Source organism: Acinetobacter sp. 24-47-62 (assembly GCF_056779765.1).
On the sequence record NZ_JBWYIN010000015.1, the window covers coordinates 17085 to 42189 of the forward strand.

Annotated in this window: 22 protein-coding genes; 13 read left to right on the plus strand and 9 right to left on the minus strand. The window is 38.9% G+C overall.

The features are described 5' to 3' along the window. Positions 1-55 precede the first annotated feature (55 nt). The 7 genes from AC1M87_RS12280 to AC1M87_RS12310 all read left to right on the plus strand — a co-directional run bounded on the left by AC1M87_RS12280 (position 56) and on the right by AC1M87_RS12310 (position 7651). Positions 56-2095 (plus strand): UvrD-helicase domain-containing protein, encoded by a 2040-nt coding sequence (locus AC1M87_RS12280; RefSeq protein WP_035267404.1) that lies wholly within the window; start codon positions 56-58, stop codon positions 2093-2095. 24 nt (positions 2096-2119) lie between these two features. Next, positions 2120-2572 (plus strand): dUTP diphosphatase, encoded by a 453-nt coding sequence (gene dut, locus AC1M87_RS12285; protein WP_481593832.1) that lies wholly within the window; start codon positions 2120-2122, stop codon positions 2570-2572. Positions 2573-2767: 195 nt separating this feature from the next. Then, on the plus strand, positions 2768-4192 hold the full coding sequence (locus AC1M87_RS12290) for a phosphomannomutase/phosphoglucomutase (protein WP_481593833.1): 1425 nt from the start codon (positions 2768-2770) through the stop codon (positions 4190-4192). Between the two features lie 22 nt (positions 4193-4214). Further along, positions 4215-5120, plus strand: a complete 906-nt coding sequence (gene argB / locus AC1M87_RS12295) for an acetylglutamate kinase (RefSeq protein ID WP_481593834.1) — start codon at positions 4215-4217, stop codon at positions 5118-5120. A gap of 170 nt (positions 5121-5290) precedes the next feature. Next, entirely contained in the window at positions 5291-6139 is an 849-nt protein-coding gene (locus AC1M87_RS12300; protein WP_481593835.1) for a class II glutamine amidotransferase, read from the plus strand. Between the two features lie 109 nt (positions 6140-6248). Continuing rightward, the gene (locus tag AC1M87_RS12305) at positions 6249-7331 is read left to right on the plus strand and encodes a hypothetical protein (RefSeq protein WP_481593836.1); all 1083 of its coding nucleotides are present in this window, start codon (positions 6249-6251) and stop codon (positions 7329-7331) included. Beyond that, positions 7328-7651 carry an RnfH family protein gene (locus AC1M87_RS12310; RefSeq protein WP_092768198.1) on the plus strand — a complete coding sequence of 108 codons (324 nt, stop codon included), beginning with the start codon at positions 7328-7330 and terminating at the stop codon, positions 7649-7651. The genes AC1M87_RS12305 and AC1M87_RS12310 overlap by 4 nt, the downstream gene beginning before the upstream one ends. Before the next feature lie 45 nt (positions 7652-7696). Here AC1M87_RS12310 and AC1M87_RS12315 read toward each other — a convergent pair whose 3' ends face one another. Then, the gene (locus AC1M87_RS12315; RefSeq protein WP_092768200.1) at positions 7697-8095 is read right to left on the minus strand and encodes an outer membrane protein assembly factor BamE; all 399 of its coding nucleotides are present in this window, start codon (positions 8093-8095) and stop codon (positions 7697-7699) included. 112 nt (positions 8096-8207) lie between these two features. On the opposite strand from AC1M87_RS12315, the gene fur reads away from it, so the two are divergent. Next, entirely contained in the window at positions 8208-8645 is a 438-nt protein-coding gene (gene fur / locus AC1M87_RS12320) for a ferric iron uptake transcriptional regulator (RefSeq protein ID WP_481593837.1), read from the plus strand. Between the two features lie 55 nt (positions 8646-8700). Here the strand turns inward: fur and AC1M87_RS12325 are convergent, their stop codons facing one another. Continuing rightward, positions 8701-9825, minus strand: coding sequence for a PilT/PilU family type 4a pilus ATPase (locus AC1M87_RS12325; RefSeq protein ID WP_481593838.1), 1125 nt, complete (start codon positions 9823-9825; stop codon positions 8701-8703). Positions 9826-9859: 34 nt separating this feature from the next. Further along, positions 9860-10897: a type IV pilus twitching motility protein PilT gene (locus AC1M87_RS12330; RefSeq protein ID WP_092768204.1), complete on the minus strand. Its 1038-nt coding sequence runs from the start codon at positions 10895-10897 to the stop codon at positions 9860-9862. Between the two features lie 122 nt (positions 10898-11019). On the opposite strand from AC1M87_RS12330, the gene AC1M87_RS12335 reads away from it, so the two are divergent. Together AC1M87_RS12335 and AC1M87_RS12340 are read left to right on the plus strand one after the other, a co-directional pair. Then, positions 11020-11706, plus strand: coding sequence for a YggS family pyridoxal phosphate-dependent enzyme (locus AC1M87_RS12335; RefSeq protein WP_035267462.1), 687 nt, complete (start codon positions 11020-11022; stop codon positions 11704-11706). A gap of 116 nt (positions 11707-11822) precedes the next feature. Continuing rightward, on the plus strand, positions 11823-12620 hold the full coding sequence (locus tag AC1M87_RS12340) for a thioesterase family protein (RefSeq protein ID WP_481593839.1): 798 nt from the start codon (positions 11823-11825) through the stop codon (positions 12618-12620). Positions 12621-12665: 45 nt separating this feature from the next. Here the strand turns inward: AC1M87_RS12340 and AC1M87_RS12345 are convergent, their stop codons facing one another. The 3 genes from AC1M87_RS12345 to AC1M87_RS12355 all read right to left on the minus strand — a co-directional run bounded on the left by AC1M87_RS12345 (position 12666) and on the right by AC1M87_RS12355 (position 18754). Continuing rightward, entirely contained in the window at positions 12666-16262 is a 3597-nt protein-coding gene (locus tag AC1M87_RS12345; protein WP_481593840.1) for an AAA family ATPase, read from the minus strand. Positions 16263-16271: 9 nt separating this feature from the next. Beyond that, positions 16272-17525: an exonuclease SbcCD subunit D C-terminal domain-containing protein gene (locus AC1M87_RS12350; RefSeq protein ID WP_481593841.1), complete on the minus strand. Its 1254-nt coding sequence runs from the start codon at positions 17523-17525 to the stop codon at positions 16272-16274. A 95-nt stretch (positions 17526-17620) separates the two neighbouring features. Beyond that, positions 17621-18754 (minus strand): hypothetical protein, encoded by a 1134-nt coding sequence (locus tag AC1M87_RS12355; RefSeq protein ID WP_481593842.1) that lies wholly within the window; start codon positions 18752-18754, stop codon positions 17621-17623. A 365-nt stretch (positions 18755-19119) separates the two neighbouring features. Here AC1M87_RS12355 and AC1M87_RS12360 point away from each other — a divergent pair, with 365 nt between their 5' ends. Further along, positions 19120-19572, plus strand: a complete 453-nt coding sequence (locus AC1M87_RS12360) for an ABZJ_00895 family protein (RefSeq protein WP_481593891.1) — start codon at positions 19120-19122, stop codon at positions 19570-19572. A gap of 64 nt (positions 19573-19636) precedes the next feature. Continuing rightward, positions 19637-20548, plus strand: coding sequence for a TIGR01777 family oxidoreductase (locus AC1M87_RS12365; RefSeq protein ID WP_481593843.1), 912 nt, complete (start codon positions 19637-19639; stop codon positions 20546-20548). Here AC1M87_RS12365 and thiO read toward each other — a convergent pair. Further along, positions 20545-21651, minus strand: a complete 1107-nt coding sequence (gene thiO / locus AC1M87_RS12370) for a glycine oxidase ThiO (RefSeq protein WP_481593844.1) — start codon at positions 21649-21651, stop codon at positions 20545-20547. The genes AC1M87_RS12365 and thiO overlap by 4 nt on opposite strands. A gap of 199 nt (positions 21652-21850) precedes the next feature. Next, positions 21851-22861 carry a porphobilinogen synthase gene (gene hemB / locus AC1M87_RS12375; protein WP_481593845.1) on the minus strand — a complete coding sequence of 337 codons (1011 nt, stop codon included), beginning with the start codon at positions 22859-22861 and terminating at the stop codon, positions 21851-21853. 108 nt (positions 22862-22969) lie between these two features. Here hemB and AC1M87_RS12380 point away from each other — a divergent pair, with 108 nt between their 5' ends. After that, positions 22970-23467, plus strand: coding sequence for a thioesterase family protein (locus AC1M87_RS12380; RefSeq protein ID WP_035266285.1), 498 nt, complete (start codon positions 22970-22972; stop codon positions 23465-23467). A gap of 51 nt (positions 23468-23518) precedes the next feature. Here the strand turns inward: AC1M87_RS12380 and glpK are convergent, their stop codons facing one another. Then, positions 23519-25003: a glycerol kinase GlpK gene (gene glpK / locus AC1M87_RS12385; RefSeq protein ID WP_481593846.1), complete on the minus strand. Its 1485-nt coding sequence runs from the start codon at positions 25001-25003 to the stop codon at positions 23519-23521. Positions 25004-25105: the final 102 nt, after the last annotated feature.

The window sequence follows — 25105 nt, forward strand, 5'->3', positions numbered from 1 at the left end:
GTCATATTCGAAGCAGATGACTATAATCGAGCGCTGAAGGAAAAGAGGAAAGAATATGTCATCAGCCAGTCATTTGAACGACAAGCAACTTGAAGCCATGAAATACACTCAAGGACCCTTGTTAGTACTTGCTGGGGCAGGCTCAGGTAAAACCTCTGTAATCACGCAGAAAATTGCATATTTAGTAAAAAAATGCGGTATACCAGCACATCGTATTACTGCGATGACATTTACCAACAAAGCTGCACGAGAGATGAAAGAGCGTGTCGGTAAATTGCTTGGTAAAGAGGATGGAAAGGGTTTATCTGTTTCTACCTTTCACACCTTTGGTTTGAATTTATTAAGACTAGAATTAAAACATACGCCACTTAAAGCAAACTTTTCTATTTTAGATGCTGATGACTGTAAGCGTATTTTAATGGATTTAATGCACCGAGATAATTTGTCTGGTGCAGAAAGTAAAGAGCTGATCGCAAAAGCGATGAAGATGATCTCAGATTGGAAAAACGATCTAATTTTGCCTGAGCAAGCACATACGACTTGTGAAACGGCTGAAGATGTTCAATTTGCGCATCTCTATCAACTTTATGAGCGTAATTTACGTGCCTATAATGCGGTCGATTTTGACGATTTAATCGTAATGCCGACACGCCTTCTTCAAGAAAATGCTGAAGTCCGTGATAAATGGCAAAACCGTGTACGTTATTTATTGGTTGATGAATATCAAGATACCAATACCGCCCAATATATCTTGGTCAAACTGCTTGTTGGTGTCATGGGACAATTTACGGCTGTAGGAGATGATGACCAATCAATTTATGCTTGGCGGGGGGCAAAGCCAGAAAACATGGCCTTATTGAAGGAAGATTTCCCCAATTTAAAAGTCATTAAGCTTGAGCAAAACTATCGTTCAACCAGTCGTATTTTAAAAGCTGCAAACCATGTGATTGAGAATAACCCACATATTTTTGATAAAAAATTGTGGAGTGATAAAGGACATGGTGAGGTGATCCGTATTATTACTTGTCGTAATGATGATGATGAAGCGGAACGTGTTGTTAAAGATTTGCTGACTCATAAATTGATGAATGGCAAAAATTGGAAAGATTACGCCGTGTTATACCGTGGAAACTTCCAAGCACGTGTTTTAGAAACACAACTTCGTCAGATGCAGATTCCCTACAAACTTTCTGGTGGTCAGTCGTTCTTTGGTCGTGCTGAAATCAAGGATATTATGAGCTATCTACGTCTCATTATTAACCCTGAAGATGACAGTGCTTTCTTACGCATTATTAACACACCTAAACGTGCCATAGGACCTGTGACTTTAGAAAAACTAGGTTTATTTGCGCAAGAGAATAATCTTTCTTTACTAGGTGCCGCGAATGATCAGCGCCTAAGTATGGTATTACCGAAGAAGGCGACATCTCAATTGGCTGAGTTTGCTGATTTTATCGAAGGTTTTACGCGTGAACTGTTAGATGATGATGAACCTGTGCCTAAAGTCCGCCAAATGATGGTTGAGGCAGGATATATCGACTACATCAAAGAAACGGCAGCGACGCCAGCACAAGAAAAAACTAAAATTGACAATATTGAAGTGCTTTATAGCAGTATTCAAAGTTTGATCAATCGTGCTGAAGATGTCGATGAAAAAAATATCGAAAGTGTCATTCGTAAGATGGTGTTGCTGGATATGTTGGAGCAACAGCAAGAAGATGAAGATATCGATAAAGTAAACTTACTGACTTTGCATGCTTCTAAAGGCCTGGAATTCCCATTTGTTTATATTATGGGGCTTGAGGAAGAGTTGCTTCCGCACAAGAATTCAATTGTGGCTGACACCATCGAAGAAGAACGTCGACTGATGTACGTTGGTATTACACGTGCCAAACAAGGTCTGACTTTGACGCTTGCAGAACAGCGTAAAAATGGTGGTCAGATGAAACAAATGACACCAAGTCGCTTCTTGGACGAATTGCCACAAGATGAAGTCGATTGGCTAGGTCGAAAAAAGAAATTGGCTGAAAATATCGATCCAAAATTACAGGCACAGCATTATCTGCAAAATCTGAAAGCTTTACTCAAACGTTAATTACATTTAAAAACAGGATTGAATATGAAAGTTCAAGTGAAAGTACTCGACCAACGACTTGGTCAAGAATGGCCATTACCTACTTATGCAACAACAGGATCAGCAGGTTTAGATTTACGTGCATGTGTAGATGAAGCAATCACTATTGAGCCTGGTCAGACTGTTCTAGTTAAAACAGGTATGGCAATTTATATCGAAGACCCAAGTTATGCGGGTTTGATTTTGCCTCGTTCTGGCTTAGGCCATAAACACGGGATTGTATTAGGAAATCTCGTCGGTCTAATTGATTCAGATTATCAAGGTGAATTAATGGTTTCAGTTTGGAACCGCAGTCAAAATGCATTTACATTAGAGCCGGGTGAGCGATTGGCTCAATACGTATTGGTTCCTGTTTTACATGCTGAATTTGATTTAGTTGACGAATTCAAGGCAAGTGAACGAGGAGCTGGTGGATTTGGACACACTGGAAAACAATAGTATTTTGGATAAAAGCCTGTAAAATCAGGCTTTTATTTATATGTTGCAAAATATTAACAAAGATTATATAAATTGAAATTGGTACACGTTATATAAAGAATAACGATATTTTTTATTACTCAATATATTCAAAATTTATTTGGATCAACTCTCATCACGCTGTTCTGACTCAGCAGTCAACGGTGTTAATTAAGAATGAATACCCAACCACTTATTTTTCCAAGACAAATTTTCCGCGCTTATGATATTCGCGGAAAAGTCAGTCAATTGGATACAAGAACAATTTATGCGATTGCGCATGGGCTCGCTGCTCAGTATCAATCACGTGGCCAGAAAAGTATTGTGCTAGGTTACGATGCTCGATTGACTGGGCCTACTTTTGCTTGGATTATTGAATCAGTCTTCAAAAAACAAGGGATGAATGTCGAGAACATTGGATGTTGTTCAACCCCACAAATGTATTTTGCTGCTCGACATAAAAATGGCAATGGCATCATGGTGACCGCGAGTCATAACCCTAAACATGATAATGGGATTAAATGGATTATTGAATACGAACCACCTTGTCCAGACATGATTCAAAATGTTGGGGAATATGCGGAAGGTTTCTATTTTCAACATGATCAGCTTCCAACGCCACCTCAACTCACACATCAGATTAAATCAGAGTATTGCTTGGCTTATCAGCATGCTTTGCTCAAGGATATTCAATTAAAGCGCCCTCTCAAGGTTGTATTAGATGGTATGCATGGTGCCGCTGGGCGTTGTGCTGATTTAGTGCTACAAAAAATGGGATGTGAAGTCATTTCAATACGTTGTCATGAAAATGGAGAGTTTCCAGATCATCCTCCAGACCCTTCACAAGCGAAGCATTTGACGCAGCTAAAAGAAAAAATTTTGTTGCATCAGGCGGATTTAGGGATTGCTCTTGATGGTGATGGTGATCGTGCCGTCATTTTGGACGAAAATGCTCACATTGTGTCTGCTGATCGCTTGTTAGCATTATTCGCATCATTATGTTTAAGTCAGCATCCTCATCATGAAATTGTTTATGACGTAAAATGTTCAACGATGGTGTCAAAAACCATTGAACAATTACAAGGCATCGCAAAAATGATTCGTACTGGCAGCAGTTTTATGCGCCGTTATATTTCCCAGTCCAAAGGTCGAGCTGTTTTTGGGGGAGAATATGCGGGTCATTATGTTTTTAATGATGGTCGTGGTTTTGGTTACGATGATGGTATTTATGCAGCATTACGGGTCATGGAGGCATTGAGTCAACTCAATATCACGCTATCTGAATATCTCGCCCAATTTCCAGATCGCTTTGGTACTGAAGATACCTACATTGAAACTCAAGATGCAAATCCGCAAGACGTCTTAGCCTTGATAGAGCAGAATTGTAAAAGTACTGGGGCTAAAATGAGTAAAATCGATGGTATTCGCCTTGATTTTGACTACGGATTTGGCATTATGCGAGCATCAAATACTGGTGAATACTTCACGGTACGGTTTGATGCAGATAGTCCATCAAAACTTTATGAAATTCGCCAGCATTTTGTAAAAATTTTAAATGAAAAATATCCTGTGCTTGCTCAAAGTATTTTGAATGCACACTAATGTAGGAATGAAGGAGAGGCGAATGCCACACCAACACACTGGCATCGACAAAGCTCAAATTTTGACAGAAGCTTTGCCATACATCCAAAGATTTACAGGTAAAACACTTGTAGTGAAATATGGCGGCAATGCAATGACTGATCCTGCATTAGAAAGTTCGTTTGCCCGTGATATCGTGCTTCTGAAAACAGTTGGTCTTAATCCGGTTGTGGTTCATGGTGGTGGTCCTCAAGTCGATTCATTTTTGAAACAACTTGGGCGTGAATCAGACCGTATTGATGGAATGCGTGTAACTGATCCTGCAACTATGGAAGTTGTAGAAATGGTGTTGGGCGGAAGTGTAAATAAGTCTATTGTGAATTTGATCAATCAACATGGTGGTCGTGCAATTGGATTAACGGGTAAAGACGGTAACTTAATTCGTGCTCAAAAGTTGTTGATGGAAAAAAACCAAGAGGATGGATCTGTTCAACAAATTGATCTTGGGTTAGTGGGTGAAGTGGTCGGTGTAAAAACTGACGTTCTGGAAATGTTCACTCAAAGTGATTTTATTCCAGTGATTGCGCCACTCGGTGTTGATGAGGAAGGTAACACTTATAATATCAATGCGGATTTAGTTGCTGGTAAAGTTGCTGAAGCTTTGGGTGCAGAAAAGTTAATTCTTCTTACGAATATCAGTGGTGTATTGGACGAGAATAAAAACCTACTCACAGGATTAACAACACAAGAAGTTGATTGCTTGATCGATACAGGTGTGATCTACGGCGGTATGATTCCGAAAGTGGGATGTGCGCTTGATGCGGTGAAAGGTGGTGTAGTGAGCGCGCATATTGTGGATGGTCGTGTTCCACATGCGACTTTATTGGAAATTTTTACGGATCACGGTGTTGGAACATTGATTACCAATCGTTCTAAGTCGGCGCACTAACTCATAATCACATAATAAAAAGTCACTTCGGTGGCTTTTTGTTTGATAAGAATAATCGTTTTATGTCCCATATATCCGGTATAAAACATATTCAATTGCCATATTCATATTTGCAACATCTATAAGGCTGATGCACAATAAAACTGATAACTAAAGCAAAATGAAAGATTATGTGCCAACTACTTGGAATGAATTGTGCCACCCCTACGGATATTACGTTTTCTTTTCGTGGTTTTTCTCAGCGCGCTGGAATAACGTCAGATCATTCAGACGGTTTTGGCATTGCTTTCTTTGAGGATAAGGCATGCCGCTTATTTGTTGATAACCAATCTGCAGTCGAGTCTCCAATTGCAGAATTCGTTCGTAATTATCCGATTAAATCGCGTAATGTCATTGCGCATATTCGTAAAGCAACACAGGGAAAAATTACTTTAGAAAATTCTCATCCGTTTATTCGTGAATTGTGGGGGAGACAATGGATTTTCGCGCATAATGGTGATCTGCATGATTTTCATCCAAGGTTGTCGGGACAGTTCACACCAGTAGGTAATACAGATAGTGAGCTTGCATTTTGTTATTTATTAGAACATCTCGTACAAAAGTTTGGTTATGTAGAGCCAAGTGTCCAAGATGTATTTCATGCTTTAGAAGAAATTTCGCCAACAATAGCAGAGCATGGGACATTCAATTTTTGTTTATCAAATGGACAGGCTTTGTATAGTTATGCGACCACAAAATTACACTGGATTGTTCGCGAATATCCATTTCAACCTGCACGATTAATTGATATTGATGTTGAAGTCGATTTTAGTCAGGTCACGACACCTGAAGATCGTGTGGCTGTAATTACGACAGAACCATTAACAGATAATGAAGCTTGGTTTGCATATACGCCCGGCGAAATGATTTTATTTCAGGATGGTAAGCCAACACTACGTACCATAACTCACGTTGAGCGATTAGTCAGAGAAGCTCGTGACCCAAGCTTGAAGCGTGTTACTCGCGCGGATCAGTATTAAAAATTTAATGTGAAGTGGCTAAGATCTACACTTACTTTTTTAACGCCAGACTTTGATTTTAATGATTGAGCTAGGCAAAATAGCGTAAAACTTTTTAATGGAATACCTCATGCAGGACACCGCTATGTCACGATGGTTATCGCCGCTGATGGCATTTTGTTTATCATTTATCATTATTGTGGGTCTGGCACCAAGCTTAGGCTTGCAAATTGATCGACAACTCGATTTTTGGTTGCTTTGGTTTGCAACGATGTTGTTTTTAGCGTTGCCAATTATCTATTTAGAAATTGGATTGGCGAAACGAGCTCAAACATCAGCGCTGAACGCATTATCAAAATTGACCCGTGAAGCCGATGCGCACCAACGTTGGAGAGTGGTTGGTTGGCTTGCTGTGATTTTTATTCCATTCTTAGCGGGCGGTATATTACTTAATACTTCTAATGCTGTAGCACAACAAAATGATTTTGGTATTGGTTCAAATATTTTGATGGGTATCGCAGCATTCATTGCATTTAGTTTATCATTTCTTCAACGTTCTGTATTGGTTGTACTTACTGCGATTGCAACGATTGCAAGTTTAATCGCGGCTCAAGTTTTTGGTGTCCAAGTTAATGAGTGGCAGCTGACTCCTGTTGAGTTTAAAGAGTGGGGTAATGCAACTATTCTCGCTTTAGTGGCTTCTGGTCTCGGGCTTGGATTGTATTGGCAGACAAATCTTAATCAAGAGAAACAAGATGCTGCAACGCCAAAAACTTTACCGATTTGGCTAGCGCAACTGGTGGCTGTGGCTGGATTTGGATATTTTGCAATTAGTGCTGCAATTCCAGCATATATCGTTTTAATCGCGACAATATTTGCAGTAGCTTTACTCCTGCAACTTGGCAAGGAACAACTCGTACATCGTGGATTAGCACAAGCGGTGCAATATATTTTATTGCTTGCACCACTTTTAATTTGGGTATTCCCTGCAGCCGATCTATTTTTAACTCCGATTTTAATGCTTTGGGGATTAAGCATTTGTTTAATCTATGCAATTTTCGTGGGTTGGATCATGAAAATTAGTCATTTACGTAAAGCGCTGAATTTTAGTAATGAAGCTTTTTATAATATCTGGCGTGTGGCTGTACGTATTGTGACACCTTTAGCAATTGTGGTTGCAATGATTTCTTACTTAGGTCAATTGTTACCATGATCCAAAATGCAAAAGTTTGGGTTGCTTATGCTGCTGTAGACCAGCAGTTTCACATTGAACTTGAATTTGTGGAAGGCATGTCTGTTGCGGATGCTATTACACAAAGTGGTATCGCGTCGTGTACGCAGTTGCCAGACGAGTATGCTGTTGGAATTTTTGGGACGAAAGTACAAGATCAATCGCATGTTTTGCAAGCAGGTGATCGGGTGGAAATCTATCGGGCATTAACGATTAATCCAAAAGATATACGCCGTAAGCGAGCGGCAGCGAATCCAGTTGGGCGCTATTGTCGTGGCAATCGCTTTAAACAATTGAAATGATATGAAAAACCCCTCTTTGAGGGGTTTTCTTTTATGTCTAATTCTTTATAGTGGTGGCGCGTTCAAAATCGCATCTTTCGAACCTGGTAAACCAGGTTGAGTTTCTGGGATAGTTTCTAAACCTTCGATTTTATTCACGACGCCAGAACCATCGAAATATACTTTTAGATGCTGACCTTGAGTTGCAGGAATATTTGCTTTTTTAGCATATGTACCTGGGGTATAATTGTAGATGTAATCCCAACGTAAAGGATTCAAAGGATCTGAAATGGTTGGGCTACCAAGTAAAAAACGAACTTGTTGGTAAGTCATCCCGACTTGAATTTTTGAAGCTTGCGCTTGGGTTAATGGTGTTCCTTGAGGAATATCAACTTTGTATACACCAAAGACAGAACAACCACCCAGTAAAGAAGCGACGAATAACGTCAGCATGATTTTTTGCATTTTGCTACACTATCCCAAATTAATTATGATGCAATTGATCCAAGGATAGATCATACTGCATCTCAACTCTGTTGCATATTCCAACTTAAAATTTGTTGAGAGACCTTTTTATATGCCTATTTCAAATCAAGATTTACGCAAAGCTGGACTTAAAGTTACCCTTCCACGAATCAAGATTTTGGAATTATTAGAAAATTCAAGACAGCATCATTTGAGCGCGGAAGATATCTATAAGACCTTACTTGAGAAAGGCGAAGATGTCGGTCTAGCAACTGTATATCGTGTGTTAACTCAGTTTGAAGCTGCTGGTATTATCCAACGTCATCATTTCGAGAATAATCACTCTGTATTCGAAATCATGCAAGATGATCACCACGATCATATGGTCTGCCAGAACTGCAACAAAGTTGTTGAATTCCACAATGATTTGATTGAACAAGAACAACATAATGTTGCTGAACAACTTGGTTTTGTTTTAACAGGTCACTCTTTGAATTTATATGGTTACTGCGATGCGCCTGAATGCCAAGAAGCATACCGTAAAAAATAAATCTTGATTAAAGTAAAAAAGGAGCAATGATTGCTCCTTTTTTATTCACTATTGATTAATCATCTTGACCATCAAAAGTGAGGCGGGGGCCAGAATTCAACAGATAGTTTGGATCTTCTTCAGAGAGTTTGATTTGTAAGCGTAAATCGTTGGCAGAGTCAGCATGACGTAATGCTTCGTCATAAGTGATTTTCTTAGCTTTATATAAGTCAAATAGCGCTTGATCAAACGTCTGCATTCCAATTTCACCGGAACGCTTCATGACTTCCTTAATTTCATGAACTTCGCCTTTACGCACTAAGTCTGAAATCAGTGGAGAATTGATTAAGATTTCAATTGCGGGATGACGTGATTTTTTATCAGGAGTCGCAATTAACTGTTGTGCAATGATTGCCTTCAAATTCAGTGAAAGGTCCATAAACAGTTGGCTGTGACGATCTGTCTCAAAGAAATGAATAATACGATCTAAGGCTTGGTTGGCATTATTGGCATGTAAGGTCGCAAATACTAAATGTCCTGTTTCAGCGAAACTAATCGCATAGTTCATGGTTTCACGTGAGCGGATCTCACCAATAAGAATGACATCAGGTGCTTGGCGGAGTGTGTTTTTCAGTGCAATTTCAAAAGAGTCTGTATCAATGCCAACTTCACGTTGAGTAATGATACAGCCTTGATGTTGATGAATAAATTCGATTGGGTCTTCAATGGTAATGATGTGACCTTTAGAATTTTGATTACGATGACCGATCATTGCGGCAAGCGAAGTGGATTTACCTGTACCAGTAGCACCTACAAATAAGATGATCCCGCGCTTAGTCATTGCCAGATCTTTAAGTACGGGCGGTAGTTTCAGCTCTTCAATACTTGGAATGACAGTTTCAATCCGACGTAAGACCATGCCAGGTTGATCACGTTGCTGAAAAGCACTCACACGAAAACGTGCAGTTTTATCGCGATTGGCAATAGCAAAATTACATTCGTGTGTTGCAGCAAATTCGATTCGTTGTCTTTCACTCATAATCGAGTGAATCAATTGACCTATGATTTCACCAGTGAGCTTTGTTTTAACTACAGGCACAATTTCACCATTAATTTTCATTGATGGTTCAATATCTGCACTGATAAATAAATCTGAAGCCTTGCGCGCAATCATCATGTCGAGCAGGTCATTAAAATCCATTTTGATTCCCCTAAATCAAATGACGTTCACTTTTTTATAAAAATGATTCTGGTTGTTTAGCCGCAGTACGTGCAACTTGCGGGGTAATAATGCCTTTCGCGACAAGATTTTTGAGACTTTGATCGAGAGTGGTCATGCCATAATTTGCACCGGTTTGTATTGCAGAATACATTTGTGCAACTTTGTTCTCACGGATGAGATTTCGAATCGCTGGAATTCCAATCATAATTTCGTGAGCAGCTACCCGACCGCCACCTGTTTTCTTTAAAAGTGTTTGAGAGATGACGGCTTGAAGCGATTCAGAAAGCATGGCACGAACCATGTCTTTCTCATCGGCAGGAAACACGTCGATAATACGGTCAATTGTTTTTGCGGCAGATGTGGTATGCAGTGTTCCAAACACCAAGTGACCAGTTTCCGCAGCAGTGAGTGCAAGTCGAATGGTTTCGAGGTCACGCATTTCACCGACGAGAATAATATCTGGATCTTCACGCAGTGCAGAGCGTAGCGCTTCATTAAAACCGTGTGTGTCACGATGCACTTCACGCTGGTTAATCAAACACTTTTTGGATTGGTGCACAAATTCAATTGGATCTTCGACGGTTAAAATATGGTCGTAACGGTTGTCGTTAATGTAATCCATCATCGCCGCAAGCGTAGTCGATTTACCTGAACCTGTTGGTCCTGTGACCAAAACAATTCCTCGTGGATAGGCGCAAATGTCTTTGAAAATTTGCCCCATGCCCAAGTCTTCCATAGAAATCACTTGAGAAGGAATGGTACGGAATACCGCGCCAGCGCCACGATTTTGGTTGAATGCGTTGACACGGAAGCGTGCTACACCAGGTACTTCAAATGAGAAATCGGTTTCTAATTTTTCTTCATAATCGCGACGTTGTTTATCATTCATGATGTCGTAGATTAAGCGGTGTACTTCTTTGTGTTCTAAGGCTGGTAAGTTAATACGACGAACTTCACCATCAACACGAATCATCGGTGGCATTCCTGCAGAAAGGTGCAAGTCAGACGCCCCGTTTTTCACTGAAAATGCCAGTAATTCTGTAATATCCATAAATTCCCCGAACGCATTAAAATCGTAATTATTTTGATAGAATAATAAGGCTTTCCTACAGCTTAACCAACAGTTAGCGTGCAAGAAAGTAAAAAAAGATGAATTAACTGAGATAGCTATACATGATGAGTCTAGAGCAAGCGAGAAATAGTGTCATTCAACAAATTGAACAAGCCTGTGAAGTTGCTCAACGACAATCTAACGAGGTTAAACTCCTTGCTGTTTCCAAAACGCATCCAGCGGATATTTTGAGAGAAATGTATCAGACTGGTCAACGAGCATTTGGTGAGAATTACCTGCAAGAAGCATTAGATAAAATCAAAGCGCTGAATGATTTAGACATCGAATGGCATTTTATTGGTCATGTACAACGCAATAAAACCAAACAGTTGGCTGAACAATTTGCATGGGTGCATGGGGTTGATCGCTTTATTATCGCAGAGCGACTCTCTAATCAACGCACAATCGAACAGGAGCCAATCAATATTTGTCTTCAAGTGAATATTGATGCTCAAGAAAGCAAAGATGGTTGTGCAGTTTCAGAGGTCGAAGATCTGGTTGCTCAAATGAGCATATTACCTCGACTTCGATTACGAGGATTAATGGTCATTCCAGCACCTGGCAATGTAGATGCACTCTATGATGCCAAGACACTTTTTGATCAGATGAAAGAGCATCATGCACATCCTTCTGATTGGGATACCTTGAGTATGGGAATGTCGGGTGATTTACAAGATGCGATTAGCGCTGGATCGACTATGGTTCGCATAGGGACGGCCTTATTTGGGGCGCGAGATTACTCAAAATGATTGGATTCAGTCTGCACTGAACTTTCGGGTTCAGTCACTGTTATTGTAAATACAACTTTTTATGTATAAAAATAAACCAATATATTTCACATAATCATAAAACAGGGAAGAATTGGATGAGTTCGTATTATCAGCTTTTAGAACGAAAATTGTGTGATGATGGATCAGTACTGGCTAAGTATAAGTCGACTATACATGCTCAAGGTGCATGGAATGCGCACGAACAGCATATGGCGCCCGCAACAGGGATTCTTTGTGCAGAGTTGGATCACTTTTCTGCTCGGTCTGACCTACGGATTGGACGTATAAGTTTAGATATTTTGGGCCTGATACCCGCTGGGGAGTTTCAAATTGAAACTCGAATTATTCGACCTGGAAAAACCATTGAATTGATCGAGTCGACCATGTCTGCACATGGTAAAAGCTGCATTCAGGCACGTACTTGGCGAATGATGATGAGTGATACTCAGGCAGTCGCAGGATTAGAAGATCAAAAAGTTGCTGATCCTGACGAGGGGATCTTATGGGAAGAAATTAGAAACTGGCCTGGAGGCTATATTCAATCACTTGAGGCACGCCGTTTAGATCGACGGGCAGGCAAGGGAATTGTATGGCTAACCAATCCTTATGACATGGTTGAAGGACAAATACATTCAGACTTTGTGAAGTTGATGGGAATGGTCGATACAGCGAATGGAATTGTCACACGACAAGGTTGGCCATTTAACTATACTTTCCCAAATTTAGATTTACAGATACATCTCTATCGTATGCCAATAGGTAAGTGGCTAGGTCTGGAAACAGTGCAACAATATGGTGATGACGGTATCGGGTTAACTTCATCTATTCTTCATGATCTGAACGGACCTTTTGGACGAGCTGAGCAAATTTTAACTTTAAGAAAACTAGCTTAGATTAAAGCCGTCATTTGACGGCTTTAATTTTTTTATCATTAACCATTAACCGACAATGTTGATGGTACTTGCGCCAGAGCCTAAAGGCTTGACTTGAATTTGTACAGGAATTCGCTCGTGCATTTCTTGAATATGTGAAATCAGCACCACTTTACGACCTTGGCTTTGTAATTGGTCTAAGGCATTCATTACCATATGCAATGAGGATGCATCTAAAGTACCAAAACCTTCATCAATAAACAGTGACTCGATTTTCATTGAGCCAGAAGCCATATTGGCAATCGCTAAAGATAAAGCTAGGGCTGTTAAGAAGGATTCTCCGCCAGAAAGTGAGGAAACGGATCGTGTTTCTCCATCCATATCATGATCGACAATGGCAAGGCTGAGTGAGTTTTCCAAGCGTTTTAAGGTATAACGTTGCGAGAGCATACTCAGTTGCTGATTGGCGTATTCAATCAAAATATCCAAATTATACTGCTGAGCATAATCACGGAATTTTTTACCAGTCGCATCTCCCATTAAGCACGATATTTTATTCCAACGATGTTCCTCTGTCTGGATTTTTTGGATTTGCTCTGCAAATTGCTGTTGCTTCGCCTGATTGCGTTGATGAACTTCGAGTTTTAGCTTCACGTCATCACGTTGTTCAGTGATTTTTTCTATTTGATGGCTAAGGGTCGATAAGTATTCTTTAAGTGTTTCAAATTTAATTTCAGGCAAATGAACTAAATGCTGTTCGAGTTGCTCTTGCACGGTTTTCGTTGCTGATTTTGCATCGGCAACAAGTTGTTCAGCCGTTTGCAAAGTGAGCTTGATATGCTGTTCTTGCTGATGGGAAATCTGTGAAAGTTGTTGAAGTTGGGCTTCGTCGAAGTCAGTGTGTTGACTAAGCCAATCTTGAATTTTGCTTTTTAAAGTCACGATCTGTGATTCAAGTTGACGGTATTGAGTTTTTAATTGGTTGAATGATATTTGGGTGCTGTCGAAGACTTGACGTATCTCATTAAAACGCTGGCGAGTTTCGTTAAATTGAGTATTTAAATTTTGACGATTCTGTTCAAATGTCGCTAACCATTCATGTGGTTTTTCCACATGACGATGTGTCATTTCATAAATTGCTTGAATCGCTATTTCGCTGTTTTGTTGACCATCACTTACTAATTTTTCGATTCGTGTTTCTGTTGTTTTAATTTTTTCCTGACTAAATTGAAGCGACTGAGTGATCTGCTCTAAATACTGCGCTTTTTTATTCAATACATTGTTCAAGTCATTGAACTGTTTGAGCGTGTTCAGACGATGTTGAAGCTTCACAAGTATGGCTTGAGCGCAGTTCAATGTGTTTTGAGCCCAATCTTGTTGTTGCTGTGGGTTAAGTAGACTCACAATATCCTGAATATTGCCTTCAGCTTGTTGTACTAAGGATAAATGTTGTGAGCGTTGTTGAATAAATTGTATAAGTTCGTGGCGTGTTTTCTGTGTCTGTTCCAATGTATTAAGCGAATCTTCAATTTGCTTTTGTGTTTGCTGAGTATCGGCAATTCGAGAAGTGATGGCTTGAGTTAATTGTGCATGATCAATTGAAAAGTCGACTGCGATATTTAAATGATTAAATTGCTGTTCAAGTTGAGCCTGAGCGTGTTGAAGTTGTGTTGTCACATTTTCAAGCTGTTTACGATTTGCTTCTAAAGCCGCGACATGTTGAGTATGTGTTTTTTGCACATGCTGCCAAGTATTGAAAGCCTGCTGTTCTTTTTCAAGTTCTTGTCGTTCTTGCTGCTCTTGAAGTGTGATTAACTCCTTCGAAAGAGCCTCTTTATTTTCAACATAAGGGTGGTGTGTACTTCCACAAACTAAACAGGCTTCACCTTCAATTAAATTTGCTCTTAAATTTTCTATGTTCTCAGTATGTAATAGACGTTGTTGTTGCAACAAGAGTTGCAATTGTTCACGTAAATTTTTCTGCGTTTGGTATGCTTGTTCAGCGGTTTTTAATTGAGCTTGGCTGTCTTCAATGTGCTGTTTTAAGCTGTTTTGTACGGTACTTAATTGGATATTTTCCGAATAGATACTTTGGAAACTACGCCATTGTGTTTCTAAAATATTGAGCTGATTCAGCTGATGCAGAAGTTGTTCACGGTTTTGACGCAACGATGAGATATTCTGATTTAAAGCTTCATCTTGTCCATACTGTTGAGTGAGTTGCTCAAGCTGTTGTTGTTTCAGTGTGACTTGTTCATGGGCTGTATGTACATCGCCATAATGCTGTTCAAACTGTGTGTAGCTTTGAATAAAGCGTTGTAATTGATTGAGATGAGCAGAGAGTCCATCATCTAAAGCCGTAAATTGTGCTGACTCATTTAGTTGATCTGTACACTGGGTAATGTTTTGCTTGAGTTGTTCAACTTCATGTTTCGCGTGTTGTGCATCATTTAGTAAAGGCTGTTGTTGAGCCTGAAGTGTTTTCAGTTCTTCTTTGCTTTGTATCAGTTGCTGACCTAAAACGCGTCGATCTGCAATGCGGCTGCGTACCACATCGATCTGTACTTGATGTTCAATTTCAAATTTTTGTTGTTGTTGAAGTTCATTATCGATTTTTTCAAAGGTGATTTTTTCTGCATTAAATTGCTGTTCAATCGCCGTGAATTGTTGTTCAGCGCGGTCAAGCTGAGGTTGCAACTGTGAAAGTTCAACAGTTAACGCGTTTTGATGATTGACGTCTGGTCGAATTGTTGCAAATGTTTCTAGCTGTTGGAGTTGATGTTTCTGTGCAGCTAGAGCTTCTAATTTTTGTTGTTGGACTTGTAAATATTGTTGACGTGTTTGTACATCTGCTTCGAGTTTTTGCTTTTGTTCAAACCATTGCTGTTGTTTTAAAAGGTGTTGTTTTTCAGCGTCTAATTTTTGTTGTTCTATCAAATAGGTTTGAAATTGTTGGTTGAGTGCTAAAACATCTTCATCGGACAATAGTTCAATATGTCCTAGCATATTTTCAAGCTCTTTTCGTTGATTGGCGATTAGTTTGGTTTTTTCATACGCCAATTGACCAATTTTTCCAAAAATACTTGAGTTTGTTAAATATTCTAAAAGTTCTCCGCGCTCATTATCTCGTGCTTTTAAGAAAGCGGTAACTTCTGACTGTGCCAGTAAAACTGCACGAGTAAATTGTTCAAAGCTCAGTTGTGTAATTCTTTTAATACTGTCGTCAACTGCTTTGGTTTTATCAGCGACAACGTTGCCATCGGTTAAGCTTTTTAACGAGCGTTGAACACTTTGTAATTTACCATTTGGATTTTCACGCGCACGCTTAATTTCCCAGCGTGCTAAATATACTTTCTGATCTTGTGCGATAAATTTAAGTTCTGCAAAACCATGACCCGTACCACGTCTTAAAATCGTTTGAGGTGAGTTGGTTAAAAGCTCTGAGCCATCAACATCAATCAGTTTGCCATCGCTATCTTTTAAGCGGGGAACACGATTAAACAGTGCCAAACACATGGCATCTAAAATGGTAGATTTCCCCGCACCTGTTCTGCCAACGATTGCCACTAAGCCCGCGCTGGCTAAAGGCTCACTTTCAAAATCAATAAAATGCTCACCCGCTAAAGATGCCAAGTTTTTCATATGAATCGATAAAATTTTCATGGCATATCCTTAAGCGCTGAGGTCATCTTCAAGTGATTTTTGAGCTTCATCGACCAAGCTTAAAAAATCTCTAAATACTGCATCATCTGAGTGATACCCTTGTTTCTCCCATATTTGTTGAAAGAGCTTTTCAGGAGTAGGTGGTTCTAGGCTGATTTTATTTTGAGGATCATGATCACCTTTTTGATTTAAATATTTACGTGAAATGCGGACTAAACGATAACGATGAGGGGGTAAAGCATCTTCAAATTGTTGGCGTAAATTAGGCTGGGGTGGCGTTTGAGTATGATATTCAATATCGACATATTCACGTTGATTAATGGCTTCAATTTCACCAGATGGCAATGCTTTTAATTGTTCAAACACATGTTGTAATTCACCTGATATTTTATGAAGTTGTACACTACGTGGTATTTCTAAAGCTTGAAATTTAAAACGATTTTCATCGCTAGAATTTGGGTTGATTTCAACTTCAACCACTTGATGTTTGTAGCGAATTTCACTAAAAGATAATGGAATAGGTGAGCCACTATAACGAATATGGGGTTGTCCTACTTTTTGTGGTTTATGTAAATGACCTAAAGCCACGTAATCGATCACATCATCATATAAAGACGTTGAAAGTGCTTCTTCATTGCCAATGATAATGGGACGTTCAGAATCAGACGTTTCTCCACCTTGCAGATGTGCATGTGACATTAAAATAAGGGCTTGGTCAGGTTGTTTTCGTGATTTGGCTTCGGCAATAAGTTTTTGATGCAAATAGGCAATCGCATTTTGACTATTGGTCGTTTGGTCATTGAATCCAGTAATTTCTGCTGAACGTAAAAAGGGTAAGGTCAAGCACCAAGCAACAATGTTTTTGTCTTCGTTATAAATCGGCTGTAATAAACGCTCAATATTGAGGGTTTTATCTTCATTCCAAGCAATGACCCCCACAGCTTTGGCATTATATTTTTCTAATAAAGGCTCAACTTGTTCAACGCGATAGCCTGAATCATGATTACCCGCAATCATCAGTGTTTGCATGTGCGGTGCGATTGCATGTGCATCTGTTAAAAATTGATATAACTGTTTTTGAGCGGAAGAAGCTGGGTTAATGACATCAAAAATATCACCAGCGATCAGAAGGGCATGCGGTTGTTTTTTTTTGATTTGTTCGAGTAACCACGTTAAAAATTGCGTGTGTTCATAATCGCGATCATGATTGTGAAAGAATTGTCCCAAATGCCAATCTGAAGTGTGAAAAAAACGAACCGCCATTACTGAACCCCAAAACATCTCAATTGTCATCTTATCCAATATCGGACTTTAAAACATCGAAATTTTTAACATCTCTATAAGACAGCTTTTAATCGCTATTTTTTATTCGATTTACTCTTTTTTCGTCTTTTTCTCTTGTTTCTATTTTTGATTCTCGAGTTGATCGAGATTTGCTTATGAGAAGAGGATGCATGCAGTTTAGCTGCTGTTAACGATTGATCTATTTTATGGTGGAAAAATGATTGTATGAGTAATGGTACCAATAGAATGCTTAACCAAATACTCATATTGATGGGAATTATTTGATAGATATAATTTAAAGAATAGACTGAAACCGTAAAAATGAGTGCAAACCAAGCTTCTGTTTTAGAAATTTGATCTTCTGAAAAACGTTTGATATGGATCAGCGTATTTTGTTTGACATCTGAAAAATAAGAACGCGTGTATTTATTGGGAAAATAGCTGAGAAGCAGCATTAAGTTTTGAAAAAGATATAAAGACGATAAACCGAGTAAAAAATATCGAAATAATAAAATTAAACGCTCAACCCAACGATGCTCAGATGTAATATCGCCCTGTGAATAAAGTTCTATAATTTGATCTATAGACAAAATTAAAATTGAACAACAAGTAAAGAAACTCAGTAGAAAACGGCTTAAATGATGATGCTTAATTTCAAAAAAGGCATGTAAAATCGAATAGAGTAAAAATATTAACAAGATTATTGTGATGAATGTCGATAATACTGTATCAACACCAAGCATCTGTTTTTCAAAAAACCAATAGCAAATTCCAAGTGCAAATAAGAAACTAAGCCCTTCACCAAAAGGTGTGGTCAAACTTTGATGATGCTCTACAGAAAAAATCATTAAGTAAGCACCAAGATAGAAATAGACCCAAATTATTAATGGATTCGAGCTAGTACTCTGTATAGAAATAAATGAAAGTGCACTCAGAAATAGACTTAAAATTGAATAAATTAAGATTTTTTCTTTGTTTTTAATGATTTGATAACTTTGATAAAAAACACCACAGAGTAAGCTGATGATTGTAAGCGGTATGTGAAATTGATGATTAAGAAAAGCTTTAAGAAAAACAAAGCAATAGCAAATTAATACGATACCGATAAGAAAGCGAGTGAAGGGATAATTCAATACATCCCAAAAGTATGATTTAAAATTTAGACGATTTTTTAGACTTATTTTATGTTTAATTTTTTCTTTATACATTGGGACTAGGTTTTATTATGATTGTTATTTCATCTCTATGGATAAAAGTATATTTAGAAAATTTATAAATTACAAAAATAAAGCCGACGATTCGAGTGATGTGAAATCGTCGGTCAAAATACTTCAGTCATTCAAATTTAGGCTGCTAAACTAAATTTTTCTGCAAGAAGCATGATTTATAGGTCTCATTGGGGTATAAGGTCACCGTGTATCATTGCGGATGCCGGTGCAATGACTACGCGGTTGCTACTGACCTTGTACCCTATATAACGCATAAGGTTGTGATTCGGTTGACAAGAAAATTAAAAATATTTGATTTATTTTCGGTTATGCTTTGTGACAGGATTTTATCGCGTCTGAGAGTTATGGTTTCTTTAAGAAAATATTTTTTATGGTTCTTTTTACTTTGCTTAGGATTAACGCTGGTTGCAGGTATATTGGCAGCGTTATTGCCTTCAGCAATTGCAGGAATAGTCACTGCACTTCCATATTTAATAGCGATGATTGTTGTTTTATATAAATTTATTCATCAACAACAACGCGCACCTTCGGATCAAGAACGTAAAAAATTCACATTAGGTTTTACGTTGATCTTTTGGGGCTATAACTTTCTTGGTGTTTTTTTAAGTATTTTATTTTTTTCGAGAAAAGACCCTGAAATTTGGCAGAACTTTTTACTCTATGTTCAAAATTCCAGTTTCTTAAGTCTCAGTGTAATTATGATTTTGATGCTGGCGATACCATTATATTTAATTACCTTTTGGTTTTATGGTCCACAAGCGAAGCGCATGGCGAATAAATTGGTGGTAAATAAGTAATCATGAATTGAGCTCAAAGGCATCTTTCACCATGATAGAGAGATCAGATCATAAGAGTATTTCTATGTATCATCCTTGCGTTTTGGTTACTGGTGCAACAGGTTTTATTGGATCTTATTTGGTTGCATATTTGCTAGATCAAGATTATCAAGTGATTGGTTTAAGCCGACAGTCCAATCCAAAAATGAAGCATCCACGTTTGACATGGGTTCAATCTTTCGATGATATCCAACACGCTCAAATTGATTATGTTATTAACTTAGCGGGTGAAAGTATTGGTGATGGTCGCTGGACACAAAGGCGAAAACAAAAACTCATCGACAGTCGGGTGAAGACGACCGATGCATTATTTCATTATCTGCTGACCCATCAGCAACATCCCAAGCGAATTATTTCTGGTTCTGCTGTGGGGTATTATGGTATTGATCCTGATCAAGAATGGTCAGAAAAAAACAATGAGCAGGGATCATCTCAACCGATCTTTATGTCCGAACTTTGCCAAGAGTGGGAGAGGTCGGCGCTCCAATACAAAAATCAGTTTGATATTAAGGTCATTCGTTTAGGCGTGGTGTTTGGGCATGGCGGAGGAATTTTACAACAATTACTCTTACCGATTCGATTTAATCTGGTAGGTAAAATTGGTTCAGGTCAGCAGCCCTTAGCATGGATTCATATTCAGGACGTGATTCAGGCGATTGAATTTCTGATGTTGAATGACACTCCAAAAGAAGTTTTTAATTTCGTTGCTCCTGAACAAACGAATCAGGTGTATTTTGTTCGCACCGCAGCAAAAATTTTAAACAAGAAACCGCTTTTAAGTCTGCCTGATTCATTGTTTAAAATCATGTTAGGTGAGCAGTCTCAATTGGTTTTAAATGGACAATACGTTATACCAGAAGCACTTATTCAAGCAGGTTATACATTTCAGTATCCAGAACTCAAAATGGCGTTGGAGCAACTACTTCCATCACATTAAACTTGAAACTTCAAAGATGGGTCATAGGGTCTAGGATCAACGAGGGTGGTTTGATTCAGCATGAGTTGTCGTAGTAACTGCGCTGCAGCTGGCCCCATGCATAAACCATTTCTAAAATGACCAAAATTCGCCCATAAGTTTTTCATTTCAGGCATTAAACCGATATATGGAATTCCATCAGGTGAGCTAGGTCTCAAGCCTGCCCATTGTTGCACAATCGGGAAATTTTTAAGTTCAGGTATGAGTTGAATGCATGCTTGGTAAATGGATTGTTGTGTTTTCAAATTTGGGCGATGTTCAAAACCTAATTCCGCCATACTGGAACCACAGACGATATGGCCATCTCGACGTGGAATCATATACATGACCTTGTACATACACATCGTGGGTAGCCAGTTTTCATGGGTTTTGAATAGGATCATCTGCCCCTGAACAGGTTGAACAGGGATATTGAAATCGAGTTGTGATGCCCAATGTGCCGACCAAGCTCCAGTAGCGATAACATACTGATCAGCTTTAATTTGATGTTGATCATGCAGAACAATGGATTGCACTTGCTGATTTTGAATCAGTAATTTTTCTACCCACTTATGCTCGATAATCTTTACTTTTGAATGTGATTTAAGATAAGTCAGAATAGACTTTAAAAGACGAGGATTACGAACATTAGACAATTGTGGAAAATGCAAAGCCTGCTTGAAAGTATTAGAAACTCGTGGATTCAGATTTCTTAATTGAGTCTCGTCGAGTAAATCGCAATGCTGCATCGGCTCGTTAAATTGCGCCTTATAACTGAGTCCAATCTCAAAATCATCTTCATCAAAAATTAACATGCCTGAATCGTGAATTTCGAAATCAATGCCACTCAATGGTTGAATTTTTTGATTCCAAGATTGATATAACGATTTACCATGTTGTGCCAATTGATTGACTGCTTTGGGATAACGCCAAGGATACATAGGTGACAAAATACCACCACCTGCCCAAGATGCAGCTTTACCTGCTTGTTTTTGATCAATGAGGGTAATTTCACAACCTTGTTCGAGTAATTCAAGCGCTGTTAGTAAGCCGCTAATTCCACATCCAATGATGGCAACGTGCATTTTTATCCACCTTCAAAATGACGGTGTGTATTAGACCATATTCAAGCTCTAATCGTGCAAATAATCTCAATGATGTAAAGAGATTGATGTGATGTAAGATGTTAAATGAGTAATTTAAAAGTTGGGTCTTGAATACAATGATAATAATTTTAGTAGAAAAAAGCGCTTTATGGAAAAGCGCTTTTGATTCAATTGCGTGTTACATATCTTTAAGCATTTTTGCAGCATCTTCAGCAAAATAGGTCCAAATTCCATCTGCACCAGCACGACGACAGCTCATCAGTGATTCTAAAATCACACTTTCAGAAAGCCAGCCGTTTTGGATTGCTGCTGCCAACATGGCATATTCACCACTCACTTGATAAACAAATGTTGGAATGCCAAATGTGTCTTTAACTTCACGTACTATATCTAGATATGGCATCCCTGGTTTTACGATCACCATGTCTGCGCCTTCTTGAATATCTAGTGCAATTTCGTGAAGAGCTTCTGCTCGGTTGCCAACGTCCATTTGGTAGTTGTACTTGTTACCACCTTTTAAATTAGAAGCTGAACCCACAGCATCACGGAAAGGACCATAGAAGCTTGATGCATATTTGGCAGAATAAGCCATGATATTGGTATAAATATGACCATTTGCTTCAAATGCTTGACGAATCGCAGCAATACGACCATCCATCATATCACTCGGTGCGAAAACATCGGCTCCTGCTTCTGCATGGCTTAAACCTTGTTTAATCAGACACTCAACAGTTTCATCATTCAGTACATAACCTGTTTCATCGATGATGCCATCCTGACCATGTGTTGTATAAGGGTCTAAAGCGCCATCAGTGATGAGTACCATTTCTGGTAATTCTTTTTTTAGAAGACGGACTGTGGTTTGAACTAAACCATCATCTCTCCATGCTGCTTCAGCAGTTAAACTTTTGTCTTCTTGTGGGGTAACTGGGAATAAAGCTAATTTAGATACACCTAATTCTAAAAGTTTTTCAGCTTTGTTTAACAACAAATCAGCTGAAAGACGGTGAATATTTGGCATACTAGGTATTTCTTGGGTTTGATTTTGACCTGGTAGAACAAATACCGGATAAATGAGATGTTCAGCAGAAAGATGTGTTTCTCTCACCATCGCTCTGAGTTTGTCATTTTTTCGAATACGGCGCATGCGTGTTGCAGGAAAAGCAGGGCGATTAAACGTATAAGTCATCACAATCTCGATGTTTGGTATTTTACTTGGGTCTAATTGTAGCCCCCTTAAGGCGGTTTTTGGGAAAATGCTGATGGTTTTTTCTCATGATGTTAATTTGAGTTTTGTATGAACGATTCCCAAAAAAAATGGATGGGTAACCTCCATTTAGGTGCTAAACCAGATCTTGAAGTGGTATTAAATCAACTCACTCAAGTATTTAATACCTCTCCTTATTTCGCTTACAACGAAATGCAAATGCGTGTCGTAGAAGGTGAAATCCAAGGTTATATTGAGATGAAACCTAATCTCATTGGTAATATTTCTTTCCAGATTTTGCATGGCGGTGTAGCGGCAACATTACTCGATAGTATTGGCGGGATTGTTGCAATGGGCGAGCTTTACAAGCGTGCAGAGCCTGATATGTTGCCTGAAACTTTAAAGAAAGTTTCACGTTTAGCAACAGTAGATATGCGAGTGGATTATTTATCACCAGGACGCGGAAAGTATTTTATTGCCACTGCTGAAGTGCTACGCATGGGTCGCAAAGGTTGTACGATGCGCATGAATATGGTGAATGATGAAGGTAAAGCTATTGCAACAGGCATTGCTTCATACGCATATTAAAAAATCTATATATCTCTTATTAAAAAACCGCCCTTGTAGGCGGTTTTTATATCAAACGTCTGATCTTGAACGTTTTAATGCACTATTCCATTGATGTAAATGGAATTGACGTTGATCTTCAGACATTGTTGGCTCAAAGGCTTTTTCCAATTTCCATGATGCTGCAATATCAGACGGATTTTTAAATACACCTGCAGTTAAACCTGCCATTGCCGCAGCTCCCCAAGCCGTTGACTCCAAAAGTTGCGGTCTTAACACAGGAACATTCAGTAAGTCAGCTTGAAACTGCATCAACATATCATTTTGACTCGCACCACCGTCTACACGCAATTCTTTTAAAGGGTTTCGAATATCAGATTGCATGGCATTCAAAACGTCAGCGACTTGAAATGCGATTGATTCGAGAGCTGCTCGCGCAATATGTGCTTTATTTGTCCCTCTAGACATGCCGCATAATAATGCGCGGGCATCCGTATCCCAATGAGGTGCTCCTAAGCCAGTAAAGGCAGGAACAAGTACGACACCATCGGTACTGTTAACTTGACACGCCAATTGTTCAACTTCTTGGCTAGTTTGAATAATTCCTAGTCCATCACGTAACCATTGCACAATTGCACCAGCCATAAAAACACTACCTTCAAGCGCATACGAGGTGTGTTCTTTGCATTGCCAAGCTAAAGTGGAGAGGAGTTGATTTTGACTCAGTTGAATTTGATCACCTGTATTGAATAACATAAAGCAGCCAGTACCATAGGTGTTTTTAGCTGAGCCTATGTCAAAACATGATTGACCAAATAACGCTGATTGTTGATCACCTAGAATCCCTGTAATTGGAATTTCTGCACCTAAGAGACCTTTTGCTGTATTGGCAATATGGCAATCAGAAGCCACGATTTTGGGTAGTATTGCTTTTGGGATATTAAATAGTGCGAGTAATTCGTCATCCCATTGCTGGGTATGCAGATTCATTAACATGGTTCTTGAAGCATTCGAGACTTCAATCACGTGTTCAGCACCTTGAGTGAGATTCCAAACTAGCCAGCTATCAATGGTTCCAAAAGCCACTTCGCCTTGTTCCGCACGAGCTCTTAAACCATCAATATTTTCAAGTAACCACACTAATTTTCCAGCACTGAAATAAGGATCAATGCGGAGTCCTGTGGTGTAATTTATCTTGGTTTGTAAGTCTTGGTGAATGAGGGAATTACACCAATCACTTGCTCTGCGATCTTGCCAAATGATCGCAGGGGCTAGAGGCTCACCGGTTTTTTTATCCCAAATCACTGTCGTTTCGCGTTGATTGGTCAAGCCTAAAGCTTTGATATCTTTAGGCAGTAATCGCGCATCAGCAATTGCTTGCTGCACTACTGCGATTTGTGAACTCCAAATCTCTTGTGCATTTTGCTCTACCCAGCCTGACTTTGGTGTTCGTATTTTAGTTTCTCTTTGAGCTGTTGCATGAACGTTTCCATGTTCATCAAAAATGATCGCACGACTTGACGTCGTCCCTTGATCTAGTGCAAGTAAATAACTCATAAAATATGCAATTTTGAACTTGAAAAAAGGGATTTTATCTCAATTATTGGAATAAGCGCATGTGTATGTTTAATTGTTGTGAAATTAGAGGTCGTATTTTCA

What these genes read in the sequence shown, in the direction of transcription:
- hemB (WP_481593845.1), bottom strand. Translation starts at nt 22,861, where the DNA reads ATGACTTATACGTTTAATCGCCCTGCTTTTCCTGCAACACGCATGCGC.
- AC1M87_RS12280 (WP_035267404.1), top strand. Translation starts at nt 56, where the DNA reads ATGTCATCAGCCAGTCATTTGAACGACAAGCAACTTGAAGCCATGAAA.
- AC1M87_RS12365 (WP_481593843.1), top strand. Translation starts at nt 19,637, where the DNA reads ATGTATCATCCTTGCGTTTTGGTTACTGGTGCAACAGGTTTTATTGGA.
- AC1M87_RS12310 (WP_092768198.1), top strand. Translation starts at nt 7,328, where the DNA reads ATGATCCAAAATGCAAAAGTTTGGGTTGCTTATGCTGCTGTAGACCAG.
- AC1M87_RS12340 (WP_481593839.1), top strand. Translation starts at nt 11,823, where the DNA reads ATGAGTTCGTATTATCAGCTTTTAGAACGAAAATTGTGTGATGATGGA.
- AC1M87_RS12330 (WP_092768204.1), bottom strand. Translation starts at nt 10,897, where the DNA reads ATGGATATTACAGAATTACTGGCATTTTCAGTGAAAAACGGGGCGTCT.
- AC1M87_RS12290 (WP_481593833.1), top strand. Translation starts at nt 2,768, where the DNA reads ATGAATACCCAACCACTTATTTTTCCAAGACAAATTTTCCGCGCTTAT.
- AC1M87_RS12350 (WP_481593841.1), bottom strand. Translation starts at nt 17,525, where the DNA reads ATGGCGGTTCGTTTTTTTCACACTTCAGATTGGCATTTGGGACAATTC.
- AC1M87_RS12300 (WP_481593835.1), top strand. Translation starts at nt 5,291, where the DNA reads ATGTGCCAACTACTTGGAATGAATTGTGCCACCCCTACGGATATTACG.
- AC1M87_RS12380 (WP_035266285.1), top strand. Translation starts at nt 22,970, where the DNA reads ATGAACGATTCCCAAAAAAAATGGATGGGTAACCTCCATTTAGGTGCT.
- AC1M87_RS12360 (WP_481593891.1), top strand. Translation starts at nt 19,120, where the DNA reads ATGGTTTCTTTAAGAAAATATTTTTTATGGTTCTTTTTACTTTGCTTA.
- AC1M87_RS12355 (WP_481593842.1), bottom strand. Translation starts at nt 18,754, where the DNA reads ATGTATAAAGAAAAAATTAAACATAAAATAAGTCTAAAAAATCGTCTA.
- dut (WP_481593832.1), top strand. Translation starts at nt 2,120, where the DNA reads ATGAAAGTTCAAGTGAAAGTACTCGACCAACGACTTGGTCAAGAATGG.
- argB (WP_481593834.1), top strand. Translation starts at nt 4,215, where the DNA reads ATGCCACACCAACACACTGGCATCGACAAAGCTCAAATTTTGACAGAA.
- thiO (WP_481593844.1), bottom strand. Translation starts at nt 21,651, where the DNA reads ATGCACGTTGCCATCATTGGATGTGGAATTAGCGGCTTACTAACAGCG.
- AC1M87_RS12315 (WP_092768200.1), bottom strand. Translation starts at nt 8,095, where the DNA reads ATGCAAAAAATCATGCTGACGTTATTCGTCGCTTCTTTACTGGGTGGT.
- AC1M87_RS12345 (WP_481593840.1), bottom strand. Translation starts at nt 16,262, where the DNA reads ATGAAAATTTTATCGATTCATATGAAAAACTTGGCATCTTTAGCGGGT.
- fur (WP_481593837.1), top strand. Translation starts at nt 8,208, where the DNA reads ATGCCTATTTCAAATCAAGATTTACGCAAAGCTGGACTTAAAGTTACC.
- AC1M87_RS12305 (WP_481593836.1), top strand. Translation starts at nt 6,249, where the DNA reads ATGCAGGACACCGCTATGTCACGATGGTTATCGCCGCTGATGGCATTT.
- AC1M87_RS12335 (WP_035267462.1), top strand. Translation starts at nt 11,020, where the DNA reads ATGATGAGTCTAGAGCAAGCGAGAAATAGTGTCATTCAACAAATTGAA.
- AC1M87_RS12325 (WP_481593838.1), bottom strand. Translation starts at nt 9,825, where the DNA reads ATGGATTTTAATGACCTGCTCGACATGATGATTGCGCGCAAGGCTTCA.
- glpK (WP_481593846.1), bottom strand. Translation starts at nt 25,003, where the DNA reads ATGAGTTATTTACTTGCACTAGATCAAGGGACGACGTCAAGTCGTGCG.